Origin of the sequence: Faecalibacterium sp. AM43-5AT, from assembly GCF_003603345.1 — a bacterium.
In the GTDB taxonomy this organism is placed as follows: Bacteria; Bacillota; Clostridia; order Oscillospirales; family Ruminococcaceae; genus Faecalibacterium; species Faecalibacterium taiwanense.
Map to the genome: position 1 here is coordinate 86,434 of NZ_QVGZ01000005.1, position 21,183 is coordinate 107,616.

Below are 21,183 nucleotides of genomic sequence, written 5' to 3' on the forward strand. Positions count from 1 at the left end.
GGGAAGTTTCTCTGAGGACCGTCCGCTGGGGTGGGACCCTGTTGCCGAAGGCAATAGGGCGGGCGATGGAATGGCCTGCAACAGCAACGACCGCCGCCAGTGGCGGAAACAGGAAGTTGCTGTTGGGACAGCGGCCAGCAGGATGCGAGTGCTGCTCAAAGCACGAAGCATCCGCTGGGTGCCGCAACCCGTACTCGCGTCCGAGGAGAAAGCTTCCCGATGACCTGCCAACTTATAGTATCTACTGAAAGGACTTATCATTATGAAACGCAGAACCTTTATTTCTCTTATGAGCGTCATGGCCGCTGCCGGCGTGCTGACTCTGTCCGGCTGCTCCAATTCTTCCGGCAGCACCGCTGCTTCCGGCACGGCCGCCTCTGTGGCTCCTGCTGCCGGCGACCAGCTGTCCAACATCCAGTCCAGCGGCAAGCTGATTGTTGCACTGGAAGGCGCATGGCAGCCCTGGAGCTACCACGACGAATCCGATACTCTGGTAGGCTACGATGTGGAAGTCTCCCGCGCCATTGCCGAAAAGCTGGGCGTGGAGCCGGAGTACGTGGAAAGCGACTGGGACAGCCTGTTTGCCGGTCTGGACGCAGGCCGCTACGACATCGTGTGCAACGGCGTGGAAGTGACCGATGAGCGCGCCAAGACCTATGATTTCACCGAGCCCTACGGCTACATCCACACTGCCCTTGCCGTCCGCAAGGATAACGACGAGATCACCAGCTTTGAAGACCTGAAGGGCAAGACCACCGCCAACAGCCTTGCTTCCACCTACATGGAACTGGCCGAAAGCTATGGTGCCACCGTACAGGGCATCGACACGCTGGAAGAAACCATCCAGCTGCTCACCGCCGGCCGCATCGATGCCACCCTGAACGCTGATGTCTCCTTCTACGATTACCTGAACGTCCACCCGGATGCAGATTTCAAGCTGGTGGCCCAGACCGAGGACGCATCCCACGTTGCCATTCCTCTGCGCAAGGGCGATGCCAGCGCCACCCTGCTGGATGCCATCAACACCGCCATCGACGAGCTGCGTGCCGACGGCACCCTGAAGGAGCTGAGCGAAAAGTATTTCGGTCAGGATATTTCTGCGGAGAACTAAAGCTTTTCTCAAATCGTAAAAGACCCTCAGTCCTTTGAAAGCTAAGGATCGAGGGTCTTTTTATTATTATACTAACTGCTTTTTATGTGTTTTTACTTTTGTCCGGTATAACAGTTCTGCAAGAAGCATCGATAAGCCCAGCACCAGAAACGTTCTGCACACTCCCCATACATCACCATCTATATGGATCTGAAAAATCAAGGTGGTATAAATCATCAGATGGTAGCAGTAAACTTCAGCAGACAGCTCCCTGCCAATATGAACCAATACCTTTTTCAGTCGTTCCGACATCCATGCAAAACTTGTAAAATGTCCCCTGTTCAGAATTGAAAGCACTGCCAGCACCGTGCTGAAATAAATTTCTTTCTTTCCAAAAGCATGAGCCTCCAGAACGCTCATCACAAGCCAAAAAGCTGTCGGCAGTTTAAACATCGCGGGCAGTCTATTCTTTTGGGCATATATTCCAATCAGAATAAACGGCATTCCTTCAAAAAGCCAGTTCCGATACCATGCCAACTTTTGTGGAACAACTGCCTGCAAGATAAGCATCACCGCCAAAAGCACTATGCCAATTTTATTGCCATATTTTTCCAAGTTAAAATCTTTGCACAGTTTTTTCCAGCAGTAAAGCACTACGTAGCAGTTCAGCATGGCAAACAGCCACCATAAATGCCATGCGTAGCTGTCTACCAGACTATTACTGTTATACACCAGTAGCTTTAAAATTTCAGAAATGCTGAATTTTTCTGAAAGCCATTCAGGAATAAATGTTCCCACAGACAGTTCCACTATCACTGCAAACAGGGTGTACGCTGCACCAACTCGGAGCAGCATATGTGCCGTCTTTTTTATTTTGCCTTTCAGCTGTTCCACCTGCTGTTCGGAGTCATCGGTTCGGAACAGATACCAGCCGGATACCGAAAAGAAAAACGGTACACTGATCCGCGCTGCCGCCGTTAAAATCCATCTGGCAGCACCAGGAAATGGGCAGTGAATAAATACCACAAGGGTGCATGCTAAAGCTTTCCAGATATAAAAATAATCACTTTCCTGTTTTGTTTTGTCCATAGTCTTCTTTCATTATGCATGAAAATAATCGTAGATGATCTGTGCCGTCTGTTTGCCCACGCCGGGGGTGTTTTCCAGCTGGTCAGGCGTGGCTTCCTTCACCGCACCCACGCTTTTGAACTGGGCCATCAGCGCCTTGGCCGTTTTGGGGCCGATGCCGGGGATTTCCGTCAGGGTGGAGGAATAACTCTTCTGCTTCATCTGCTGCTTGCGGTAGGCATTGGCAAAGCGGTGGGTCTCGTCCTGAATGGCCGTGATAAAGGTAAAGGTGCCCCGGTTCATATTGATGGCAATTTCCCGGCCGTCGCTGTCCACAATGGCGCGGGTGCGGTGGTGGTCGTCCTTCACCATGCCGTAGAGCGGCACATCCGCAAGGGCAGTCCCGGCCAATGCTTCTTTTGCCGCACTCACCTGCCCCCTGCCGCCGTCCATCAAAAGCAGATCCGGCTTCTGCCCGAACCAGTTGCTGCAGGGTTCTCCCTTTTTTGCAAGCTCTGCGTACTTTTCGTACTCTGCCGCCCGCCGGGAGACAGTCTCTGCCAGTGATGCATAGTCGTCAGTGCCCGCAACGGTCTTCATTTTGAATCTGCGGTAGCCCGCCTTATAGGGTTTGCCATCCCTGAAGGTGACCATGCCGCAGACGCTGGAGCCATCGCCCCAGTTGGAGATATCGTAGCTCTCAATGGCCCGGGGCGGCTTTGCAAGGCCCAGCACCTGCGCCAGCTCGTCCAGCAGCTTTTCCTCCCGGGCATAGCGGCCGCTCTCCCGGGCAAGACGCTCCACCGCGTTGGTGTGGGCCATCTCCACCAGATGGGCCTTATCGCCGCGCTGGGGCACATACAGCTGCACCTCACTGCCGCGCTTTTCGTTCAGCGCCTGCTGCAAAGCGTCGCTGTCCGGCGGCAGCTCGTCCACCGCAATGATCTTGGGGATCTGTTCGTCATCCAGATAATACCGGGGCAGAAATTCCTCCCGCACGGCGGCAATGTCCGAGGTATCGTGGAACAAAAATTCCCGCTTATCGGTCAGCCGTCCGTCCCGGAAGCGCAGCACCGCCGCACACACGCTGTCCGGCGTGCCTGCCAGCGCCACCACATCCATCTCCACATCCGGGTCCACAATGACCTTCTGCCCAGCGCTCACCTTGGTGATGGCCGCGATCTGGTCCCGCAGCAGGGCCGCCGTCTCAAATTCCAGCCGGTCCGAGGCCTCCTGCATCCGCTCATTAAGGATCTTCAGGATGTCCTTTTTGCCATAGCGGATCAGGTGCACGGCGCTCTTGACGGCCTGATTGTAGTTTTCGCAGCTGATCCTGCCGCTGCACACTGCCATGCACTTGCCGATGTGTGCATTCAGGCAGGGCCGTCCTTTGCCGATCTCCTGCGGGAAGCGCTTATTGCAGCGCGGCAGCAGAAAGGCATCCATGGCCGTTTCCGCCATCTGCCGGGCCGCAAAGCTGGAGGTATAGGGGCCGATATACTCGGCATCGTCCTCCTCCTTTTGCAGCACGAAGGAGAGCCTGGGCCATGGCTCCTTTGTCACCTTGATATAGCTGTAGCCTTTATCATCCTTGAGCAGGATGTTATACTTCGGCGTGTGGGCCTTGATCTGGCTGGCTTCCAGCACCAGCGCTTCAAACTCGCTCTGGCAGACGATCACGTCAAAGGCATAGGCATGGGCGATCATCTGGCTGACCTTGTTGTCGTGGGGCACGCCCTCGCGGAAGTACTGGCTCACCCGGATGCGCAGCCGCTTTGCCTTGCCGATATAAATGATGGTGTCTGTCTTATCCCGGATGATATAAACGCCGGGCAGCAGCGGCAGCATACAGGCTTTCTGATACAGTTCAGCTTTGGTCATGGATTCTCCTTGAAAAACAAAAAGCGGCAGGTTCCCCCGCCGCTCCATTTATAGACACAAATTACTCAGCAAAACCGGACTCCACCAGCTTGATCAGGCCGTCAACAGCAGCCTGCTCATCAGCGCCGTCAGCGATGATGCGGATGGTGGTACCGCCCACGATGCCCAGAGACAGAACGCCCAGCAGGCTCTTTGCGTTCACGCGGCGTTCTTCCTTCTCGACCCAGATGGAAGACTTGAACTCGTTAGCCTTCTGGATGAAGAAGGTAGCCGGACGAGCGTGCAGACCAACCTGATTTTCAACGGTAACTTCTTTCACGTACATAGTAAAGCGCTCCTATCTAATATCGTTTTGGGTATAGAATCTGTATCCTGTGCCTGTTGCGTTACGATTATTTTAGCGCAAGTCGAAACGGTTGTACAGCCCCCCGGCGCATTTTTGGCGGTTTCTCCAATGAAAAGCGGCCCATTTTTCATTATTTATACAAAGATAATAAAATTATTCCCCGAAGGTTAGAGGGTAGATACAAAAGTTTTCAACATTTTTTCGACCATCGGGCAATATCTCGGCCATTTTTGTGCGTTTCCAGCACCATACCCTCCGGTCCGAGCATCCATTTTCGTGCCTTTTTCGCTGTCCGATGCACCTGCAGCTGCCGCCCGGAGTTACTTCTGTGCGCTGCCCTCGTACCGCATCCAGACCAGCGCGCACTTTTTCACCACAGCCGGATATTGCTCCGGCGTGAACTCCAGCTCGGTGCCGCTGGTCAGCTTCCAGCCCATGCGGGTGTAAAGCGCTATGGCGCGGGTGTTGGTGTTCAGCACGCTCAGCACCGGGTGCGGATGCTCCGGCAGCTTCCTGCGGGCAAAGTCCAGCATCTTCATGCCAATGCCCCTGCCGCGGGCTTTTTCAGTGACGAACAGATGTTCGATGTGCCCCACCTTGTGGTTGATGCTCACGATGCCGTCCGGCACATCCTTGGTGGTGTGCAGGTAGCACACCCAGCCTGCGGCCTTTTCCTGCCGCAGCTGCAAAAGATATTCTTCCTCGTTGAGGCTGGCACAGTATTCCGGGGTCCAGTTCTCGGCACAGGTCGCACGCCGTCCCTCCACAAAAATGCGGGCAGCGGCAGCAAACTGCTCGTCGGTCTTGACAAGGCGCATGTTCTCGCCGCGCTTCCACTTGGGCAGCTCGGTCACAGGGTGGGTCTCACACCACTTCTCGTACAGCTCCGGGCGGCGCAGGCGGGTGCGCTCCCGGCTCTGTTCTCCGCGCCATGCATCGATCTTCTGGTGGTCGCCGCCCAGCAGCACCTGCGGCACGGCGCGGCCTTCCCACACCTCGGGGCGGGTGTACTGGGGATACTCCAGCAGGCCGTCCCAGTAGCTTTCTTCCTCGTAGCCCTTCTGCTCAGCCAGCACGCCGGGCTTCAGGCGCAGCACACTGTCCGCCACCACAAGGCTGGCCAGCTCGCCGCCGGTGAGGATGTAATCACCGATGGAGATCTCTTCATCCGCAAAAGCATCGATCACACGCTCGTCGATGCCCTCATAGTGGCCGCATACCAGTGTCAGGTTATCGTACTGGGCCAGCCGCTTTGCGTGCTCCTCGGTGTAGCGCTGGCCGCCTGCCGTCAGGAACACGATATGCGGGGCCGGACGGCCCTGTGAAGCCACTTCCTGCTGCACAGCACGCAGGCAGTCTGCGATGGGCTGAGCGTACAGCACCATGCCGCAGCCGCCGCCGTAGGGGTAATCGTCGGTCTGCTTCTGTTTGTTCAGGGTGTAGTCCCGGATCTGGTGGCAGTGGGTCTCAATAAAGCCCTTCTTTGCCGCGCGCCCGATGATGCTGGCATCCAGCACCTGCTGGCACATTTCCGGGAACAGGGTCACGATATCCACACGCATTCCCATGGCTCACTCTTCCTCCCGTTCGCTGTCAAAGTCATCGTCCAGCAGGCCCGGAATGGGGGTGACGAGGAGATAGCCCTCCGGCGGGTTGCGCTCTTTCAGAAAAGCATCCACGCCCGGGAACATGTATTCCTTGCCGTTCGGTGCTTTGACGGTGTAGATATCCTGTGCACCGGGGTGATCCACGCTGGTCACAACGCCGTACACCCTGCCGGTGTCGGCATCCCGCACTTCGCACCCGATCAGGTCGGCCACATACCAGCGGCCTGCGGGCAGGGTGGCATCATTGCGGTCAAAGTAGAACACCTGCCCCCGCAGCGCACGGGCAGCATCCATATCGTCCACGCCTTCCAGCTGCAGCAGAGCCATCTGGCCCTGTGCGCGGATGGACACGATCTTATAGGCCCTGCCGCCCTGTGCCGAGGGGTACAGCCTGCCCACCTTTTTGAGAAAATTCACGCCGTCGCACCAAAGCTCCAGCTTCATTTCGCCGCGCACGCCGTGGGTGGTCACGACCTTGCCCGCTTCCAGATATTGCTGCATAATCTTGCTCCTATAATCAAAAAGGCCCCTTGCCGCAAGGGCAAAGGGCCTGTAGGGTGCTCAGTCGATCTCAACAAGGACCTTTTCATCGACCCGCACAGCAGCCGCGCGCATCACCACACGAATGGCTTTTGCGATCCGGCCCTGCTTGCCGATGACACGGCCCATATCTCCCTCTGCCACGCTCAGGTGGTAGACGATGGTGCCGTCCTCGCGAGGCTCGTCCACCGTGACCTTAACGGCTTCCTTATCCTCCACGAGACCGCGGGCAACTGCCAGCAACAGCTCCTGCATGAGTCAGCCCTCCCTACTTACAGAACGTTGGACTTCTTCAGCAGGACGCGAACGGTATCAGTGGGCTGTGCGCCGTTGGCGATCCACTGCTTTGCCTTCTCAGCGTCGATCTTGATCTCAGAGGGCTCCTTGTTGGGATCGTAGGTGCCGATCTCTTCGATGAAACGGCCGTCACGGGGGAAGCGGCTGTCAGCAACAACAACACGATAGAAGGGAGCCTTCTTGGCGCCAACGCGGCGCAGACGAATCTTAACTGCCATGGTAAATATCCTCCAAAAATTGTTTTGTGCGGCCCTTGCGGGCGCATGTTGATTATATTGTACAAACCCGCAAGGGGGTTGTATCACAAAAATTATTTCAGTCCGCGGAAGGCATTGGGGTTGCCCATCATGCCGCCCAGACGGCGGGCAAAGCCCTTGGGGCTTTTCTTGAACTGCTTCATCATCTTCTGCATCATCTCAAACTGCTTGAGCAGCTTGTTCACGTCGGCCACGGTGGTACCGCTGCCTGCTGCAATGCGGCGCTTGCGCTTGGGGTTGATGATGGAGGGCTTCTCGCGTTCTTCCTTGGTCATGGAATAGATCATGGCCTCGATGCGGTCGAACGCCTTTTCATCGACCTGACTGGAATCGATGCCGCTGCCGCCGGGCAGCATGCTCAGCATCGCGCCTGCACCGCCCATCTTGCGGATCTGTGCGAACTGGTCCAGCATGTCGTTCATGTCGAACTTGTTCTCCATCATCCGCTTGGCGGTCTCTTCGGCTGCCTTTTCGTCGGCCGTCTCCTGCGCGCGCTCGATCAGGCTCAGCACATCGCCCATGCCAAGGATGCGGCTTGCCATGCGGTCCGGGTGGAACACATCCAGATCGTCCAGCTTTTCGCCGGTGCCCTGGAACTTGATGGGCTTGCCGGTGACGGCCAGCACCGAAAGTGCCGCACCGCCGCGGGTATCGCCATCGGTCTTGGTGAGGATGATGCCGTCGATGCCTACCTTCTCGTTGAAGGTCTTGGCAACGTTCACGGCATCCTGACCGGCCATGGCATCCACCACCAGCAAGGTCTCGTCCACAGGAACGGCTTCCTTGATGTCCACCAGCTCCTGCATGAGCACATCGTCGATCTGCAGACGACCGGCGGTATCCAGGATCACGACGTCATTGCCGTAATCCTTGGCGTGTGCCAGCGCCTTCTTTGCAATTTCCGGCGGCTTTGCGCCCGGCAGGGTGAACACCGGTGCGCCCGCCTGTTTGCCCACCACCTGCAGCTGATCGATGGCCGCAGGGCGGTAAATATCGCAGGCCACCAGCATGGGGCGGCGGCCCTGTTTGATAAAGTACTTTGCCAGCTTTGCGGCGTGGGTGGTTTTACCGTTGCCCTGCAGGCCGCAGAGCATGATGATCGTCTGGCCCTTGTTCTTGATGTTCAGGCGGGCCGCTTCGCTGCCGCCCATCAGGGCAACCAGCTCTTCGTTGACGATCTTGACCACCTGCTGTGCCGGGGTCAGGCTTTCCATGACCTCCTGACCCATGGCGCGCTCGGACACCTTTGCGCAGAAGTCCTTGGCAACCTTGTAGTTGACATCGGCTTCCAGCAGGGCCATGCGCACCTCACGCATCGCGGCCTTGATATCTGCCTCGGTCAGCTTGCCGTGACCGCGCAGCTTTTTGAACACACCGGCAAGGCGGTCGGTAAGGGATTCAAATGCCATTGTACGGTGCTCCTTTCACAGGTTTCAGCTCTCGTTTGCTTCGTCGATGGAGCGGATGAGCTTTAACATTTTGGTCAGCTGGTGTTCGTACTCGGTGGTGGTCAGGCCCTGCGGGCCGGTGCACTCGAACCGTGCATCGATCACCATTTGCTCCAGCTCTTCCAGCTTCTGCTGCACGCGGCGGTAACGCGCCGCAAAGCCGACCTTTTCCTCCAGCTCCTTCAGCGCGTTCTCGCCATGCTTGATGGCATCCCGCGCCCCCTGACGGGTGATGCCGAAGTTCTCGCCGATCTCGCTCAGCGAAAGGTCATCGTTGTAATACTGGCGCAGCATTTCGCGCTGTTTCTCGGTGAGCACCTCGCCGTAAAAGTCCAGCAGATAGCCCATTTCCAGATCTTTTGCCATCCTCTGATCCCCCGGTTTTGTGCCTGTACTTTCGAGAAGTGATGTAAAGTTAATTTGCTTTACGGATGAAGTATAGCAGATGCACCGCATCCTGTCAAGAGCCTTTCGGAGATTTTTCCAGAAAATCCGCCAAAAATTCGCCGTTTTTGCTAAAACGCATCTTGACGCGCGCAGTCCTTTTGCGTTAGGATAATATTGTTGTATCCCATGAAAGGAGGGTCTTCGTGCCGATCTACCCCAATTTTTACCAGACGCTCAGCGCCTGCCCCATCGTGGAGCTGCGCGGCTATGCTGCCGCCTGCGGGCTGAAGGGACGGCTGTATGCCTATCTGGACTTTGCAGGCCCCACCGGCACGGCCCGGGACGGCCTTGCCGAAGGGATGCTGGCCCTTGCCATTGAAAAAAAGGAGCTGATCTCCGGTCAGCCCATCATTGAAGCGGCCTCCGGCCCGTTTGCCGCTGCGCTCACGCTGGCGGGCCTGACCGCCGGTCACCCGGTGGTTCTGGTGATGCCTGAGGATGCCCCCGCCCTGCGGCAGGAGACCCTGCTGCGGCTGGGTGCGCAGATCCGCCACAGCCCGGCCCGCAGCGGTGTGAACGGTGCCCGCCGTCTGGCGGCACAGACCGCCGCCGCCAACGGCTGGTACTACATGGACTGGCTTGCCAACGATGATAACCCGGAGTACCACCGCCGCGTTACCGGCCCTGCCATTGTGCAGAGCATCGCGCGGGAGGGCAAAAGCGCCGTGGACGCTATCGTGATCGGCGTGGGCAGCGGCGGCACCGTGACCGGCGTGGGCGAGACCATCAAGGCATGGACGAACGATGTGCGCATCGCCGCCGTGGAGCCTTACGAATCGCAGGCGCTGGGCGGCGGCCTGACCGGCCCCCACGGCATCAGCGATCTGGGCTACGGCTTTGTGCCGGAAAACTTCAACGCCTATGTGGTGGACAACGTGGTGGCGGTGAACACCACCGATGCGCAGCGGGCCGCGCAAAAGGTGCTGCGCACCGATGCCATCCCGGCTTCGGTGGCATCCGGTGCCGTTTTGCAGGCGGCCGCACAGCTCATCCATGTAGGTGCCAGCCGCTCTGCCCTTGCCATCCTGCCCGGACGGCAGATCGTAAATACATTATAAGGAGAGATCATAGAGTTCCCATGACAAACGACATGACAAAGGGAGCCATTACACCGCTCCTGATCCGTTTTACCATTCCGCTGGTACTTGGCAACCTGTTCCAGCTCACCTACAACGCCGCCGACAGCATCATCGTGGGCAAGTTCGTGGGCGAGGAAGCTCTTGCCGCCGTCGGCACTTCCAACCCGCTCATGACTCTGGCCATCCTGTTTATCAACGGCATGTGTCTGGGTGCCGGCATTCTGGTCAGTACCGCATTCGGTGCCGGTGATACCCAGCTGATGGAGCGTCAGGTGTCCACCACCGCCATTGCAGGCACCGTGTTCTCGCTGGCATTCTCGGCGCTGTGCGTCATTCTGGCCACGCCCCTGCTGCGGCTGATGCAGGTACCCGCCGATATCCTGCCCATTGCGGTCAGCTACCTGCGCATCGTGTTTGCAGGCCTGATCTTCACCTTCTTCTATAACTTCCTTGCCGCCACCATGCGTGCACTGGGCGACAGCAAGAGTGCCCTGTATTTCCTGATGATCAGCTCTGTGCTGAACATCGGCGGCGACCTGTTCTTTGTGCAGGTGCTGAACTGGGGCAGCAACGGCTGCGCCCTTTCCACCGTGGTCAGCGAAGCACTGTGCTGCGTGCTGTGCGTACTGTACATCCGCTGGAAGGTGCCTATCCTGCAGCTGGGCAGGCGCTGGCTGGTGTTTGATGGCAAGCTGCTGCGCAAAACGGTCAGCTACGGCTGGGCCAGCGCCATGCAGCAAGCCACCGTGCAGCTTGGCAAGATCGCGGTGCAGGCCATCGTGAACACCATGGGTGTCAACGCCATGGCCGCCTTTACCGCTGCTTCCCGCATTGACGACTTTGCCTACACCCCGCAGCAGAACATCGGCCACGCCATGACCACCCTCATGGCGCAGAACCGGGGTGCCGGCAAGCACGACCGTGTGAAGCAGGGCTTCCACTGCGGTATGCGCATCGAAGCCGCTTACGGCGTGCTGATCGCCGTTGTATGCTTTGCCGGTGCGCCCTTTATCATGAAGCTGTTCGTCACCGACCCGGAGGTCGTCCATCTGGGTGTGCGCTTCCTGCGCACGGTTTCCCTGTTCTACCTGATGCCCGCAGCCACCAATGGCATTCAGGGCTTCTTCCGCGGCATTGGCGATCTGAAGGTCACGCTGGTGTCCAGCACCTTCAACATGGTGTTCCGTGTGGCGGCAGCTGCGGTGTTCGTGCTGGTGTGGAAAATGGAGATCGAAGCTCTGCCTTACAGCTATGCGGTGGGCTGGGTCGTCATGCTGCTCTACGAGCTGCCCATGCTGGTTCGGTATCTGCGCAGCCATGGAGACGAATTATAATCGTTTTATTTGATTTGTGATACGAAAAAGGCTCTGCATCGCAAGGATGCAGAGCCTTTTTCGTATCAAACTTACTTGCGGCTTGCCAGCAGATTCTCGATCTTCTTCAGCGGATCGATGATGCTGGAAACAGACATGTCGTGGTTCAGAGCCACCACAAAGTATGCAGCGTACTTGGAAACATCCACATCCACATACCAGTCACGGGTGAGCAGCTCAGGCATACGGTAGGTCAGGTTGGTGCCCACAACATAGGTCAGCTTGCCCTCGGCCACAGCCTTGTCGAACTTCTCCAGACCGCTGGTGAACAGGGGGAAGGTAGCGTTTGCAATGATGCGGCTTGCACCGCGCTCCTTCAGGTTGCCGGCGACCTCCAGCATGCTCTCGCCGGAAGCAATGATATCGTCCGCGATGAAGACGGTCTTGCCCTCCACGCTCTCGCCCAGATACTCGTGGGCAACAATGGGGTTGCGGCCGTTCACCACGCGGGTGTAATCGCGGCGCTTGTAGAACATGCCCAGATTGCAGCCCAGCACGCTGGAGAAGTACATGTTGCGGTTCATCGCGCCCTCGTCCGGGCTGACCACGGTAAACTTGCTCTTATCAAAGGAGATGTCCGGGTCCTTCTTCAGCAGGCTCTTGAGCACCTGATAGGTGGGCATTGCGTTATCAAAGCTCATCAGGGGCACAGCGTTCTGCACGCGGGGATCGTGAGCATCAAAGGTGATGATGTTGCGCACACCCATGGTCTGCAGCTCCTGCAGGGCCACAGCGCAGTCCAGACTTTCGCGCACCACACGGCGATGCTGACGGCCGCCGTACAGGCTGGGCATAATGACCGACACACGGTGTGCCTTGCCGGCCACCGCCTGGATCAGGCGCTTCAGGTTGGCGAAGTGATCGTCCGGAGACATGTGGTTCTCGTAGTTGAACAGCTTGTAGGTCACACTGTAGTTGCCGGGATCGACCACGATGAAGATATCGTCGCCGCGCACAGACTCCTTCACCAGACCCTTGGCATCACCGCTCTGGAAGCGGGGGCAGTCGCAGGGGATGATAAAGGTCTCCTTATCGATGCCGGCTTCTCTGGCCCAGCGGGTCAGGTGCTTATCGATCAGGCCGGTAAGTTCCTCCGCACCGGGGCAGGCGATGAGGCGCATATCCGCCACGCTGGGCTGCTCAAAGAACGACTTCGGGGAAATTTCAATGGACATAATCACAACTCCTTATTGCTGCTGTACAATCCGAATGATCGTCACACGAAAGTGCATATCTACTTTTATTTTATCACAATTTGACATTTGCGCCATATCAATTTGTTTCACCTTCACATTTTCTGCGCCTTGCACATCTGTTTTACCTTTTTTAAAAAGAGACTGTGTGTTTTCGACAAAAAGACAGCCAATTCTTTGCCATTTCGCAAATTTCGGCTGATTTTCGCGGAAAAGTAGGACTTTTCTTTGCCTGAGCAGCCTCCCGGGATCGTTCTTCCGGGAGACAAAAATGCAGTGTGTCAGGCAGCGGAGATTCTGCTGTTTTCGCCCATTTGTACCCTCTGACAAACCCGCTAAAAACAAAGGCACCTGCAACAAATTCGCTGCTCTTCTGAAACTCAGAAGCGATCGTTGCAGATGCCTTCTTATTTTATATGACAGTGATCGGTGCTTTTGTGTTCCGCTTACAAAGCAGCAACAGCAGCCTTCAGCGCATCCACGCGGTCGGTGTTCTCCCACTTCACGCCCAGATCCTCGCGGCCCATGTGGCCGTATGCGGCCAGCTTGCGGTAGATGGGCTTGCGCAGGTCGAGTTCGCGGATGATGGCGGCGGGGGTCAGATCGAACACCTTCTCCACAGCCTGCTCGATCTTCTCATCCGAGACGGTGCCGGTGCCGAAGGTATCTACCATGATGGACACAGGCTTTGCCACGCCGATAGCATACGCCACCTGCACTTCGCACTGCTTGGCAAGACCTGCAGCCACGATGTTCTTTGCCACCCAGCGGGTCGCATAGGCTGCGCTGCGGTCCACCTTGCTGGGGTCCTTGCCGGAGAAGGCGCCGCCGCCGTGACGGGCATAGCCGCCGTAGGTGTCCACGATGATCTTGCGGCCGGTCAGGCCGGTGTCACCCTGCGGGCCGCCCACAACGAATCGGCCGGTGGGGTTAATGTAGTATTTGGTGTTCTCGTCCAGCAGCTCGGCAGGGATGGTGGCCTTGATGACCTTCTCCATCACATCGGCGCGCAGCTGTTCCATGCTGACGCTCTCGCTGTGCTGGCTGGAGATGACCACAGCATCCACACGCACGGGCTTGTTGTTCTCATCGTACTCCACAGTGACCTGGCTCTTGCCATCCGGACGCAGGTAGTCCATCTCGCCGTTCTTGCGCACCTCGGTCAGGCGCTTTGCCAGCTTGTGAGCCAGACTGATGGGCATGGGCATCAGCTCCGGGGTCTCATCGCAGGCATAGCCGAACATCATACCCTGATCGCCTGCACCGCCCACCTGATCGTTGGTGCCCAGTGCGATGTCGGGGCTCTGGCCGTCGATGTTGGAGATGACGGCACAGGTGTCGGCATCAAAGCCGAACTTTGCGCGGGTGTAGCCGATATCTGCCACCACCTCGCGGACGACCTTCTGGAAATCCACATAGCAATTGGTGGTGATCTCGCCCATGATGTGCACAAGTCCGGTGGATGCGCAGGTCTCGCAGGCCACGCGGGCATTGGGGTCGTGGGTCAGGATCTCGTCCAGAATGGCATCCGAGATCTGGTCGCAGATCTTGTCGGGATGTCCTTCAGTGACGGACTCAGAAGTAAACAGGTGTCTTGCCATTGTTTTGCCTCCTAAACTTTTTTTACTGGCAGGGTGTGTATTTCTTGCTCCAACATTCCGTTCAAGCTTTTTGCGCGAAAAATAAAAGCGCCCAGAGCCCGAAAGCTCTGAGCGTTGCACTCTTATCTCTCGGTTTCCCGCAGGATTTGGCACCTTGCGCTCACGCGCAGGTTGTCGGGCTTCACAGGGCCTGTCCCCTCAGCCGCTCTTGATAAGTCGGTATTCAGTTGGTACGTTCAGTATTCTATCATTGCTTCGTCAGATTGTCAAGAAGAGTATCACTCTTTTTAGACATTATTCTGAAATTGATGGAGCTTTTGCGGTCCCAAAAAAGAAAAAGCACAGCCTCAGCCGTGCCTTTTCCATAAAATTTGCTCAGTAGCCCTTTGCCTGCTCGCCGTTCAGGATCTTGACGGCACGGGAGGTGCCCAGACGGTCAGCACCCAGCGCAAGGAAGGTCTCCATGTCCTCCACGGTAGAAATGCCGCCGGCAGCCTTGACCTTGCAGCGGCCATGCACGCCCTTGACCATCAGCTCCACATCGTGGAAGTTGGCACCGGCAGTGGAGAAGCCGGTGCTGGTCTTGATGTAGTCAGCGCCTGCCTCGCAGACGATATCGCACATCTTTTCCTTTTCTTCGTCAGTCAGCAGGCAGGTCTCGATGATGACCTTCAGGACCTTGTCGCCCACCGCCTGCTTCACGGCGCGGATGTCCTCGCGGACGGCATCGTACTCCTTGTTCTTCAGGCGGCCGATGTTGATGACCATATCCACCTCGGCGGCACCATTCTCAATGGCAGTCTTGGCTTCAAACGCCTTGCTGGCGGTATCCATGGCACCCAGAGGGAAGCCTACCACGCAGCATACCGGGATGCGGCCCGCCATGTACTCCACAGCCTGCCTGACGTAGCAGGTGTTGATGCAGACGGATGCGGTGTGGTTGGCAATGGCTTCGTCACACAGGGTCTGGATCTGGGGCCAGGTGGCCTCCGGCTTCAGCAGGGTGTGATCGACATGGGAGAGAATTTCTTCACGAGTCATGTTTGTTTCTCCTTTTTACTTGCTGGCACGGCGCACCTTTGCCATGCCGACAGCACTCAGGGCAATTGCAGTTGCAGAGACCGTTGCACCAATGATGCCCAGCACCAGACCGGAGACCAGAAATGCAAAACCTTTCAGACCACGTTTCATAAGACCGTACCTCCTAAAAAATTATTTTTTCTTTTTAAAAATGATGAGTTTGCTGAACACATAGTTCAGCACGATCACCAGTACATTGGAAAAGACCTTCACGGCAAGGCCCCACAGTGCCTGCGCATTGTAGCGGCTGGTAACGAAGATCGCCGTGGGGCCGTCTGCACCGCCGATGACGGCAATGGCGGCAGAGCCATCCGTGACCCCCGCCGGTGTGCCTGCATAGGAGGCTGCCATCTGGATGGCCGTATCCGGGCCAAGCCAGTGGGCCACCACGCTCAGCACCCCCTGCATCAGCTCGTCCATCAGCGCTGCACCCTGCGCAGCCAGCAGATTGCCCAGCACCAGCATAATTGCGGTGTCCAGCAGCATTGTACCCAGACGACAGGTGACAAATGCACCAAATTCTCTCGCCATGGCCTTGCCCTGCGTTTTGCTGTGGAACACAAAGGCGCGGTTGGTGCAGTAGGCAAACAAGATGCAGATGATGTTATCCAGCACATTGCCCCAGCTGTTGGCGGCTGTATAGCCGAACAGTTTGTTGAACAGCGCATACAGCACAATGTTCAGCAGGGTGCACAGCACACCGAAAACCAGATAGCTCAGCACTTCCCAGTGTTTCTTGAAAAATTTTATCATAAAAAATAACCCTCTCCGTCCGCTCACGTTGTTCGCGTCCACCTCTCCCGAAAGGGAGAGGTTTTGTCAGTTTTCCTCAAACTTTTTCGCTCACTGTTAAAAGCTCGCCCTTCGGGAGAGCTGTCGCGGCGCAAGCCGTGACTGAGAAGGGTTTCTCCCTTAACAAAAAAAGCCCCGCCGCCGTTTTCCCGGCAACGGGGCTGTTGATCGCATTGTGTCAGAAGCTTTTCTTCCGAACGAAAGGCTGATTACTCAGCGTCGTCGTTCAGCAGGGCCTTCATAGACAGGCTGATGCGCTTCTTGTCGAAGTCCACATCCAGCAGCTTCACATCGACCATATCGCCGACCTTCAGTGCGTCAGAGACCTTCTCAACGCGGTCATTGCTGATCTCGCTGATGTGGACCAGACCATCCACACCCGGCAGGATGCGGACAAATGCACCGAACTTGGTCAGGGAGACGACCGGAGCATGGAAGGTGCTGCCGATGGGGTAGTTGTTCTTCAGCTGCTCCCAGGGGTTGTCCTCGGCCTTCTTGTAGCCCAGAGAGACCTTGTGGTTCTCGGTGTCGATATCCTTCACATACACCTCGATGGTGTCGCCAACGGAGACGACCTCGGAAGGATGCTTGATGCGGTTCCAGCTCAGCTCGCTGATGTGGCACAGACCGTCCACACCGCCGATATCGACGAATGCACCGTAAGAAGTCAGGCTCTTGACAACGCCGGTGTAGGTCTTGCCCACCTCAACGTTTGCCCAGAACTCTTCACGCTTTGCCTTGTTCTGCTCAGCGGTCACCTTGTTGATGCTGCCGACGATCTTGCGGCCGGAGCACTCGGTGACAACCAGCTGAACGTGCTGGCCAACCAGAGCGGTGTAGTCCTCATCACGGCGCATAGTAGCCTGAGAACGAGGAACGAACACCTTGACACCCTTGACGTTGACCACAACGCCGCCCTTGTTGAACTCGGTGACATCGCCCTCGACGACCTCGCCGGACTCAGCGGCCTTAGCGATCTCTTCCATGCCCTTGCGAGATGCGAGCTTCTTGCGGGAGAGCTGGATGACGCCATCCTGATCCATAACCTTCTCGACGATGAGGTCCAGCTCATCGCCAACCTTCACCAGGTCTTCGACCTTGGCGGAGGAATCATCGGTCAGCTCGCTCAGCTTGACAAAGCCGGTCTGCTTCGCTCCGATATCCACCTGGATCTCGTTGGCAGAGATGCTGGTCACGATTCCTTTCACAATACTGCCTGCATGAACACGCTTTTCCTCGGATGCATTCAGCATCTCCTCAAAGCTCATGCTGTCATTGATTTCTGCGCTCATACTGTTAAGTACCTCCTCAATAATAGACGATGGCGTTGAAGCCCCGGCTGTCACGCCCGCCACTTTAACATCTGCAAACCATTCCGGCCGAAGTTCGCTCGCTGTCTCGACCGTTACGGCACGCGTGTGTTTTGCGGCGACCTGTACCAGCTTTTGGGTATTGGAAGAATGATGACCGCCAATGACAACAACGATGTCGCATTTTTGGCTGAGGTCTTCCGCTTCCTGTTGCCTCGCCCACGTCGCATTACATATTGTATCAAAAATTCGGGCGTTTGTATAGGCTTTTTTGAGAAACTCCGAACTTTCTTGCCATTTTGTAACCTGAAATGTGGTCTGTGCAACTGCAAACAGGGGTTTTTGCGGGTCAGAGGGGCCTTTCCATGCCTTCAACTCGGCCAGATCGGCAAAAACGAACACCTCTCCGCGGGTGTGGCCCACGATCCCCTGCACCTCCGGATGGGTCTTGTCGCCTGCCACCAGCAGCACCGCCCCCGCCTTTTCGGCCTCGGCGGCAATGCGCTGGATCTTCTGCACGAAGGGGCAGGTGGCATCATGGTAAGTGATGCCGCGCGCATCCAGCTCGTCGTACACAGTGCGCGGCACACCGTGGCTGCGGATGACCGCCTCGTACCCGGCGGGCACATCGGCGATGGCATCCGCCACAAGGGCACCCTTTTTCTGCATATCCTCCACAGCCTGCGGGTTATGGATCAGCGGGCCGAGGGTGGCCACCTTGCAGCCTTCGTTCAGCAGGCCATAGGTCAGGTCCACCGCCCGCTTGACACCAAAGCAGAACCCCGCCGTTTTGGCAACTCGGATCTCCATCTTTTACGCCCCCATCTTTTCCCACGCATCCAGCAGGGCCTGCTTGTTGGCACGCAGCTTTTTGGTGTCGCGGCGGCTCTCCATAGCAAACTGCTCTGCAGGCATCGGCTCGCCGTAGATCACCCGTACTTTGCAGAACAGGTGCATCTTTCCATCCGGCGTATCGTACAGGATGCGGCAGGGCACTACGTCCCCCCCGGCCCCCGCCGCAATGACGAACAGTCCGCTCTTGGGCGGCAGAAGCTTCCCGTCCTTTTCGCGGGTGCCCTCCGGGAAGATGAGCAGTGTTTCGCCGTTTCTGCACTTTTCTACGGTCTGCTCAATGGCAGCCATCTCATCCTTTGTGCCGCGCACGCACACCGCACCGCAGCACCGGAAGAACCAGGTCAGCAGGGCGTTGATCTCGAACAGTTCCTTCTTGGCGAACACGATCATCCGCCTGCCCCACCGGGTGACCACGATGAACACCGGATCGATGGCGGAGACATGGGTGGGCGCAAGGATGCAGCCCTTTGTCTGCACCTTTTTCAGGTTTTCGCGGCCCTCTACATGGATGCGGAAGCCGATATGCCACAAAAGCCACGCAAAGGGCACTAAGATGTAATATAATATCATTTTATCGTTTGATTCACTTTCTCCGCAATGATCTTCTTCATTGCAGCAAGGCTCTGTTCAAAATCCAGCTCCGAAGTGTCCAGCAGCACGGCATCGTCCGCCTGCTTCAGGGGCGCAGCGGCACGGTGGGTGTCCTGATAGTCCCGCTGCTTCACGTCGGCCAGAACCTCTTCATAGGGAGTATCGATGCCCTTGGCCTGATACTCTTTCCACCTGCGTGTGGCGCGGGCTTCCGGCGTGGCGGTGAGGAAGATCTTCACCGTGGCATCCGGCAGCACCACCGTGCCGATGTCGCGGCCGTCCATCAGCACGTCCTGCTTTTTGGCCATATCCCGCTGCAGTTCCAGCAGAAAGGCGCGCACAGCCGGGTTTGCGCCCACGGCAGAGGCAGCCATACCTGCGGCCTCGGTGCGGATGGCGGTGCTCACATCCTCTTCCTTTAAATAAATGTGCTGCTCGCCCTCAATGGAGGCCAGCCGCAGCTCGATCTGGGGAAGCAGCGCGTTGACCGCTGCGTTGTCCTTGGGGTCCTTGCCTGCGCGCAGGGCATACAGGCCGATGGCGCGGTACATGGCACCGGTATCCACATAAATATAGCCCATTTCAGCCGCCAGACGGCGTGCCAGCGTAGATTTGCCTGCACCTGCAGGCCCGTCGATCGCAACAGATACCATTTTATATCTTCTCCTTTTTAAGCGGAAAAATATTTTAAATATTTACAAATCTGGAAAATCTGCGGATTTTCCAGATTTGATTTTTCACAAGTGGGGCCGCAACGGCCAACTGAATCTGCTGCTCGTTCCCTTCAGGAACAGTTGCGCAGCGGTCTGTGAGACTATCCCGGCAACAACTCTTTTTGTGAAAACGTATATTGAAAACGACCGCAGTCGTTTTCAATATACAAATCAAAAAAACCTATTCCTATAAATATGCCCAGAGCAGCGCGGAGGGCATTTAAAATTGTTTTATCTGTAATTACAGATTATTTGCAAATGCCTGTGCAGTGCAGAAGGCGATCTGCAGGTTGTAGCCGCCGGTATAGGCATCCACATCCAGCACTTCGCCTGCAAAGTAAAGGCCCATCGCCTTTTTGCTCTGCATCGTCCTGGGGTCTACCTCGCGCACGGACACGCCGCCGCTGGTGATCACCGCGTGGGCCAGATCGCCCCGGGCATCAATGGACACCCGCCAGTGCTTCATCAGCTGCACCAGCTCCCTCTTCTGCTCCCGGGTGATCTGGTTTGCCTTGGTAGCCGGGTCGATGCCCCAGCGCGCCACCATCACCGGCTGCATACTGGACGGCAAAAGCTTTACCAACGCGCCCTGCGCCGCATGGTTTGCCAGCAGGGAAAAATCCCGCGTGATGCGGTCGTAAAGCTGCTCCTCGCTGAGAGCGGGCTTGAGGTCGATCTCCGCATGATACTTGTGTTTTTTCATGTCACCCAGATGGCTGGATGCGCTCAAAGTCAGCGGGCCGCTGATGCCAAAATGAGTGAACAGCATTTCGCCCTGCTCGTCAAAAATGGCCTTGCTGTCCTCGAACAGGGTCAGGGTGACGTTTTTCAGCGCCAAGCCCATCATCTTTTTGCAGTCCGCGTCATGGCTCACAAGACTGACCAGACTGGGCACCGGCTCGATGAGGGTGTGCCCGGCCTGCTGGGCCAGTTTGTAGCCGTCGCCGGTAGAGCCGGTGGTGGGGTAGCTCACGCCGCCGGTGGCCACCAGCACGGCATCCGCCCGGTACTCCCGGCCGGAGGTGCCCCGCACACCGATGCACCGCAGTGCCGGGCCTGCCTTTTTCTTTTTGGGGTGGCGCGGGTTTTCCGGTGCGGCGGGAGCTGCTTCCGGCTCCGGTGTCACCTCTTCCAATAGCAGCTTTTTCGCGCCGTCATGCACGAGTTCAGCATCCTGCGCATAGCGCAAAAGAGCCTGCCGGATCTCCTCAGCCTTGTCCGATACTGGAAACACCCGGCGGCCGCGCTCCACCTTCAGCTCCACGCCAAGGCCCTCGAACAGTTCCATGGTCTTTGCCGGTGGAAAGGCCCCCAGCGACGAATACAGAAAGCGCGGGTTCGTGCGCACATGGCGCAGAAATTCCTCCGCCGGGCAGTCGTTGGTCACATTGCAGCGGCCCTTGCCGGTGACAAGGATCTTCTGGCCGGGCTTGTCCATGTGTTCCAGCACCGTCACCTGATGCCCCTCCCGCACGGCGGCACCCGCCGCCATCAGTCCTGCCGCGCCTGCGCCGACGATCAATACTTTCGCCATCCGTTTTCTCTCCCATCGCCTGATAATACGAGTATATCATACCAGAATCGACACACAAAAGCAATGTGTTGCCGTATTTCT

At 57.1% G+C, this 21,183-nt stretch carries 22 protein-coding genes and 1 riboswitch; of the genes, 3 read left to right on the top strand and 19 right to left on the bottom strand.

Translation table 11 applies throughout. The annotated features are described in order from the left end of the window. Positions 1-262 precede the first annotated feature (262 nt). Positions 263-1,111, top strand: a complete 849-nt coding sequence (locus DW937_RS08140; RefSeq protein WP_120120608.1) for a transporter substrate-binding domain-containing protein — start codon at positions 263-265, stop codon at positions 1,109-1,111. Between the two features lie 66 nt (positions 1,112-1,177). Here the strand turns inward: DW937_RS08140 and DW937_RS08145 are convergent, their stop codons facing one another. The 9 genes from DW937_RS08145 to DW937_RS08185 form a co-directional block, all read right to left on the bottom strand. Beyond that, positions 1,178-2,179 (bottom strand): acyltransferase family protein, encoded by a 1,002-nt coding sequence (locus DW937_RS08145; RefSeq protein WP_120020504.1) that lies wholly within the window; start codon positions 2,177-2,179, stop codon positions 1,178-1,180. A 12-nt stretch (positions 2,180-2,191) separates the two neighbouring features. Next, positions 2,192-4,039 (bottom strand): excinuclease ABC subunit UvrC, encoded by a 1,848-nt coding sequence (gene uvrC / locus DW937_RS08150; protein WP_120020503.1) that lies wholly within the window; start codon positions 4,037-4,039, stop codon positions 2,192-2,194. Positions 4,040-4,100: 61 nt separating this feature from the next. Next, positions 4,101-4,364: an HPr family phosphocarrier protein gene (locus DW937_RS08155; RefSeq protein WP_005920365.1), complete on the bottom strand. Its 264-nt coding sequence runs from the start codon at positions 4,362-4,364 to the stop codon at positions 4,101-4,103. Positions 4,365-4,705: 341 nt separating this feature from the next. Next, a complete protein-coding gene (gene trmD / locus DW937_RS08160) occupies positions 4,706-5,953 on the bottom strand; it encodes a tRNA (guanosine(37)-N1)-methyltransferase TrmD (RefSeq protein WP_097776378.1) in 1,248 nt (415 codons plus the stop codon). A 3-nt stretch (positions 5,954-5,956) separates the two neighbouring features. After that, on the bottom strand, positions 5,957-6,493 hold the full coding sequence (rimM, locus tag DW937_RS08165; protein ID WP_005944690.1) for a ribosome maturation factor RimM: 537 nt from the start codon (positions 6,491-6,493) through the stop codon (positions 5,957-5,959). Between the two features lie 60 nt (positions 6,494-6,553). After that, a complete protein-coding gene (locus tag DW937_RS08170) occupies positions 6,554-6,787 on the bottom strand; it encodes a KH domain-containing protein (protein ID WP_005934928.1) in 234 nt (77 codons plus the stop codon). A 17-nt stretch (positions 6,788-6,804) separates the two neighbouring features. Then, a complete protein-coding gene (gene rpsP, locus DW937_RS08175; protein ID WP_005944692.1) occupies positions 6,805-7,047 on the bottom strand; it encodes a 30S ribosomal protein S16 in 243 nt (80 codons plus the stop codon). 92 nt (positions 7,048-7,139) lie between these two features. Next, positions 7,140-8,495, bottom strand: coding sequence for a signal recognition particle protein (gene ffh, locus DW937_RS08180; RefSeq protein ID WP_120120609.1), 1,356 nt, complete (start codon positions 8,493-8,495; stop codon positions 7,140-7,142). A gap of 24 nt (positions 8,496-8,519) precedes the next feature. Then, positions 8,520-8,900, bottom strand: coding sequence for a sigma factor-like helix-turn-helix DNA-binding protein (locus DW937_RS08185; protein WP_097775061.1), 381 nt, complete (start codon positions 8,898-8,900; stop codon positions 8,520-8,522). A gap of 224 nt (positions 8,901-9,124) precedes the next feature. Here DW937_RS08185 and DW937_RS08190 point away from each other — a divergent pair, with 224 nt between their 5' ends. Both DW937_RS08190 and DW937_RS08195 read left to right on the top strand, forming a co-directional pair. After that, on the top strand, positions 9,125-10,039 hold the full coding sequence (locus tag DW937_RS08190; RefSeq protein WP_120120610.1) for a pyridoxal-phosphate dependent enzyme: 915 nt from the start codon (positions 9,125-9,127) through the stop codon (positions 10,037-10,039). Between the two features lie 20 nt (positions 10,040-10,059). Next, positions 10,060-11,394, top strand: a complete 1,335-nt coding sequence (locus DW937_RS08195; protein WP_120120611.1) for an MATE family efflux transporter — start codon at positions 10,060-10,062, stop codon at positions 11,392-11,394. 71 nt (positions 11,395-11,465) lie between these two features. Here the strand turns inward: DW937_RS08195 and DW937_RS08200 are convergent, their stop codons facing one another. The 10 genes from DW937_RS08200 to DW937_RS08245 all read right to left on the bottom strand — a co-directional run bounded on the left by DW937_RS08200 (position 11,466) and on the right by DW937_RS08245 (position 21,102). Further along, complete coding sequence (locus DW937_RS08200) at positions 11,466-12,608, bottom strand: ribose-phosphate pyrophosphokinase (RefSeq protein WP_097776374.1); 1,143 nt, start codon at positions 12,606-12,608, stop codon at positions 11,466-11,468. Between the two features lie 12 nt (positions 12,609-12,620). Further along, on the bottom strand, positions 12,621-12,986 hold the full coding sequence (locus tag DW937_RS08205; RefSeq protein ID WP_120120612.1) for a hypothetical protein: 366 nt from the start codon (positions 12,984-12,986) through the stop codon (positions 12,621-12,623). 86 nt (positions 12,987-13,072) lie between these two features. Further along, on the bottom strand, positions 13,073-14,227 hold the full coding sequence (gene metK / locus DW937_RS08210; protein ID WP_097776372.1) for a methionine adenosyltransferase: 1,155 nt from the start codon (positions 14,225-14,227) through the stop codon (positions 13,073-13,075). A gap of 119 nt (positions 14,228-14,346) precedes the next feature. Next, a riboswitch (SAM riboswitch) is annotated at positions 14,347-14,445 on the bottom strand. Between the two features lie 157 nt (positions 14,446-14,602). Then, positions 14,603-15,268: a deoxyribose-phosphate aldolase gene (gene deoC, locus DW937_RS08215; RefSeq protein ID WP_118529008.1), complete on the bottom strand. Its 666-nt coding sequence runs from the start codon at positions 15,266-15,268 to the stop codon at positions 14,603-14,605. A 15-nt stretch (positions 15,269-15,283) separates the two neighbouring features. Beyond that, positions 15,284-15,418, bottom strand: coding sequence for a hypothetical protein (locus DW937_RS15415; RefSeq protein ID WP_005944717.1), 135 nt, complete (start codon positions 15,416-15,418; stop codon positions 15,284-15,286). 21 nt (positions 15,419-15,439) lie between these two features. Next, complete coding sequence (locus DW937_RS08220) at positions 15,440-16,060, bottom strand: GtrA family protein (RefSeq protein ID WP_120120613.1); 621 nt, start codon at positions 16,058-16,060, stop codon at positions 15,440-15,442. A gap of 248 nt (positions 16,061-16,308) precedes the next feature. Then, positions 16,309-18,219, bottom strand: coding sequence for a bifunctional 4-hydroxy-3-methylbut-2-enyl diphosphate reductase/30S ribosomal protein S1 (locus DW937_RS08225; RefSeq protein ID WP_118529006.1), 1,911 nt, complete (start codon positions 18,217-18,219; stop codon positions 16,309-16,311). Positions 18,220-18,222: 3 nt separating this feature from the next. Then, positions 18,223-18,834 carry a lysophospholipid acyltransferase family protein gene (locus DW937_RS08230; RefSeq protein ID WP_120120614.1) on the bottom strand — a complete coding sequence of 204 codons (612 nt, stop codon included), beginning with the start codon at positions 18,832-18,834 and terminating at the stop codon, positions 18,223-18,225. Then, on the bottom strand, positions 18,831-19,508 hold the full coding sequence (gene cmk, locus DW937_RS08235; protein ID WP_120120615.1) for a (d)CMP kinase: 678 nt from the start codon (positions 19,506-19,508) through the stop codon (positions 18,831-18,833). The genes DW937_RS08230 and cmk overlap by 4 nt, the downstream gene beginning before the upstream one ends. A 301-nt stretch (positions 19,509-19,809) precedes the next feature. Continuing rightward, positions 19,810-21,102: an NAD(P)/FAD-dependent oxidoreductase gene (locus DW937_RS08245; protein ID WP_120120617.1), complete on the bottom strand. Its 1,293-nt coding sequence runs from the start codon at positions 21,100-21,102 to the stop codon at positions 19,810-19,812. Positions 21,103-21,183 lie beyond the last annotated feature (81 nt).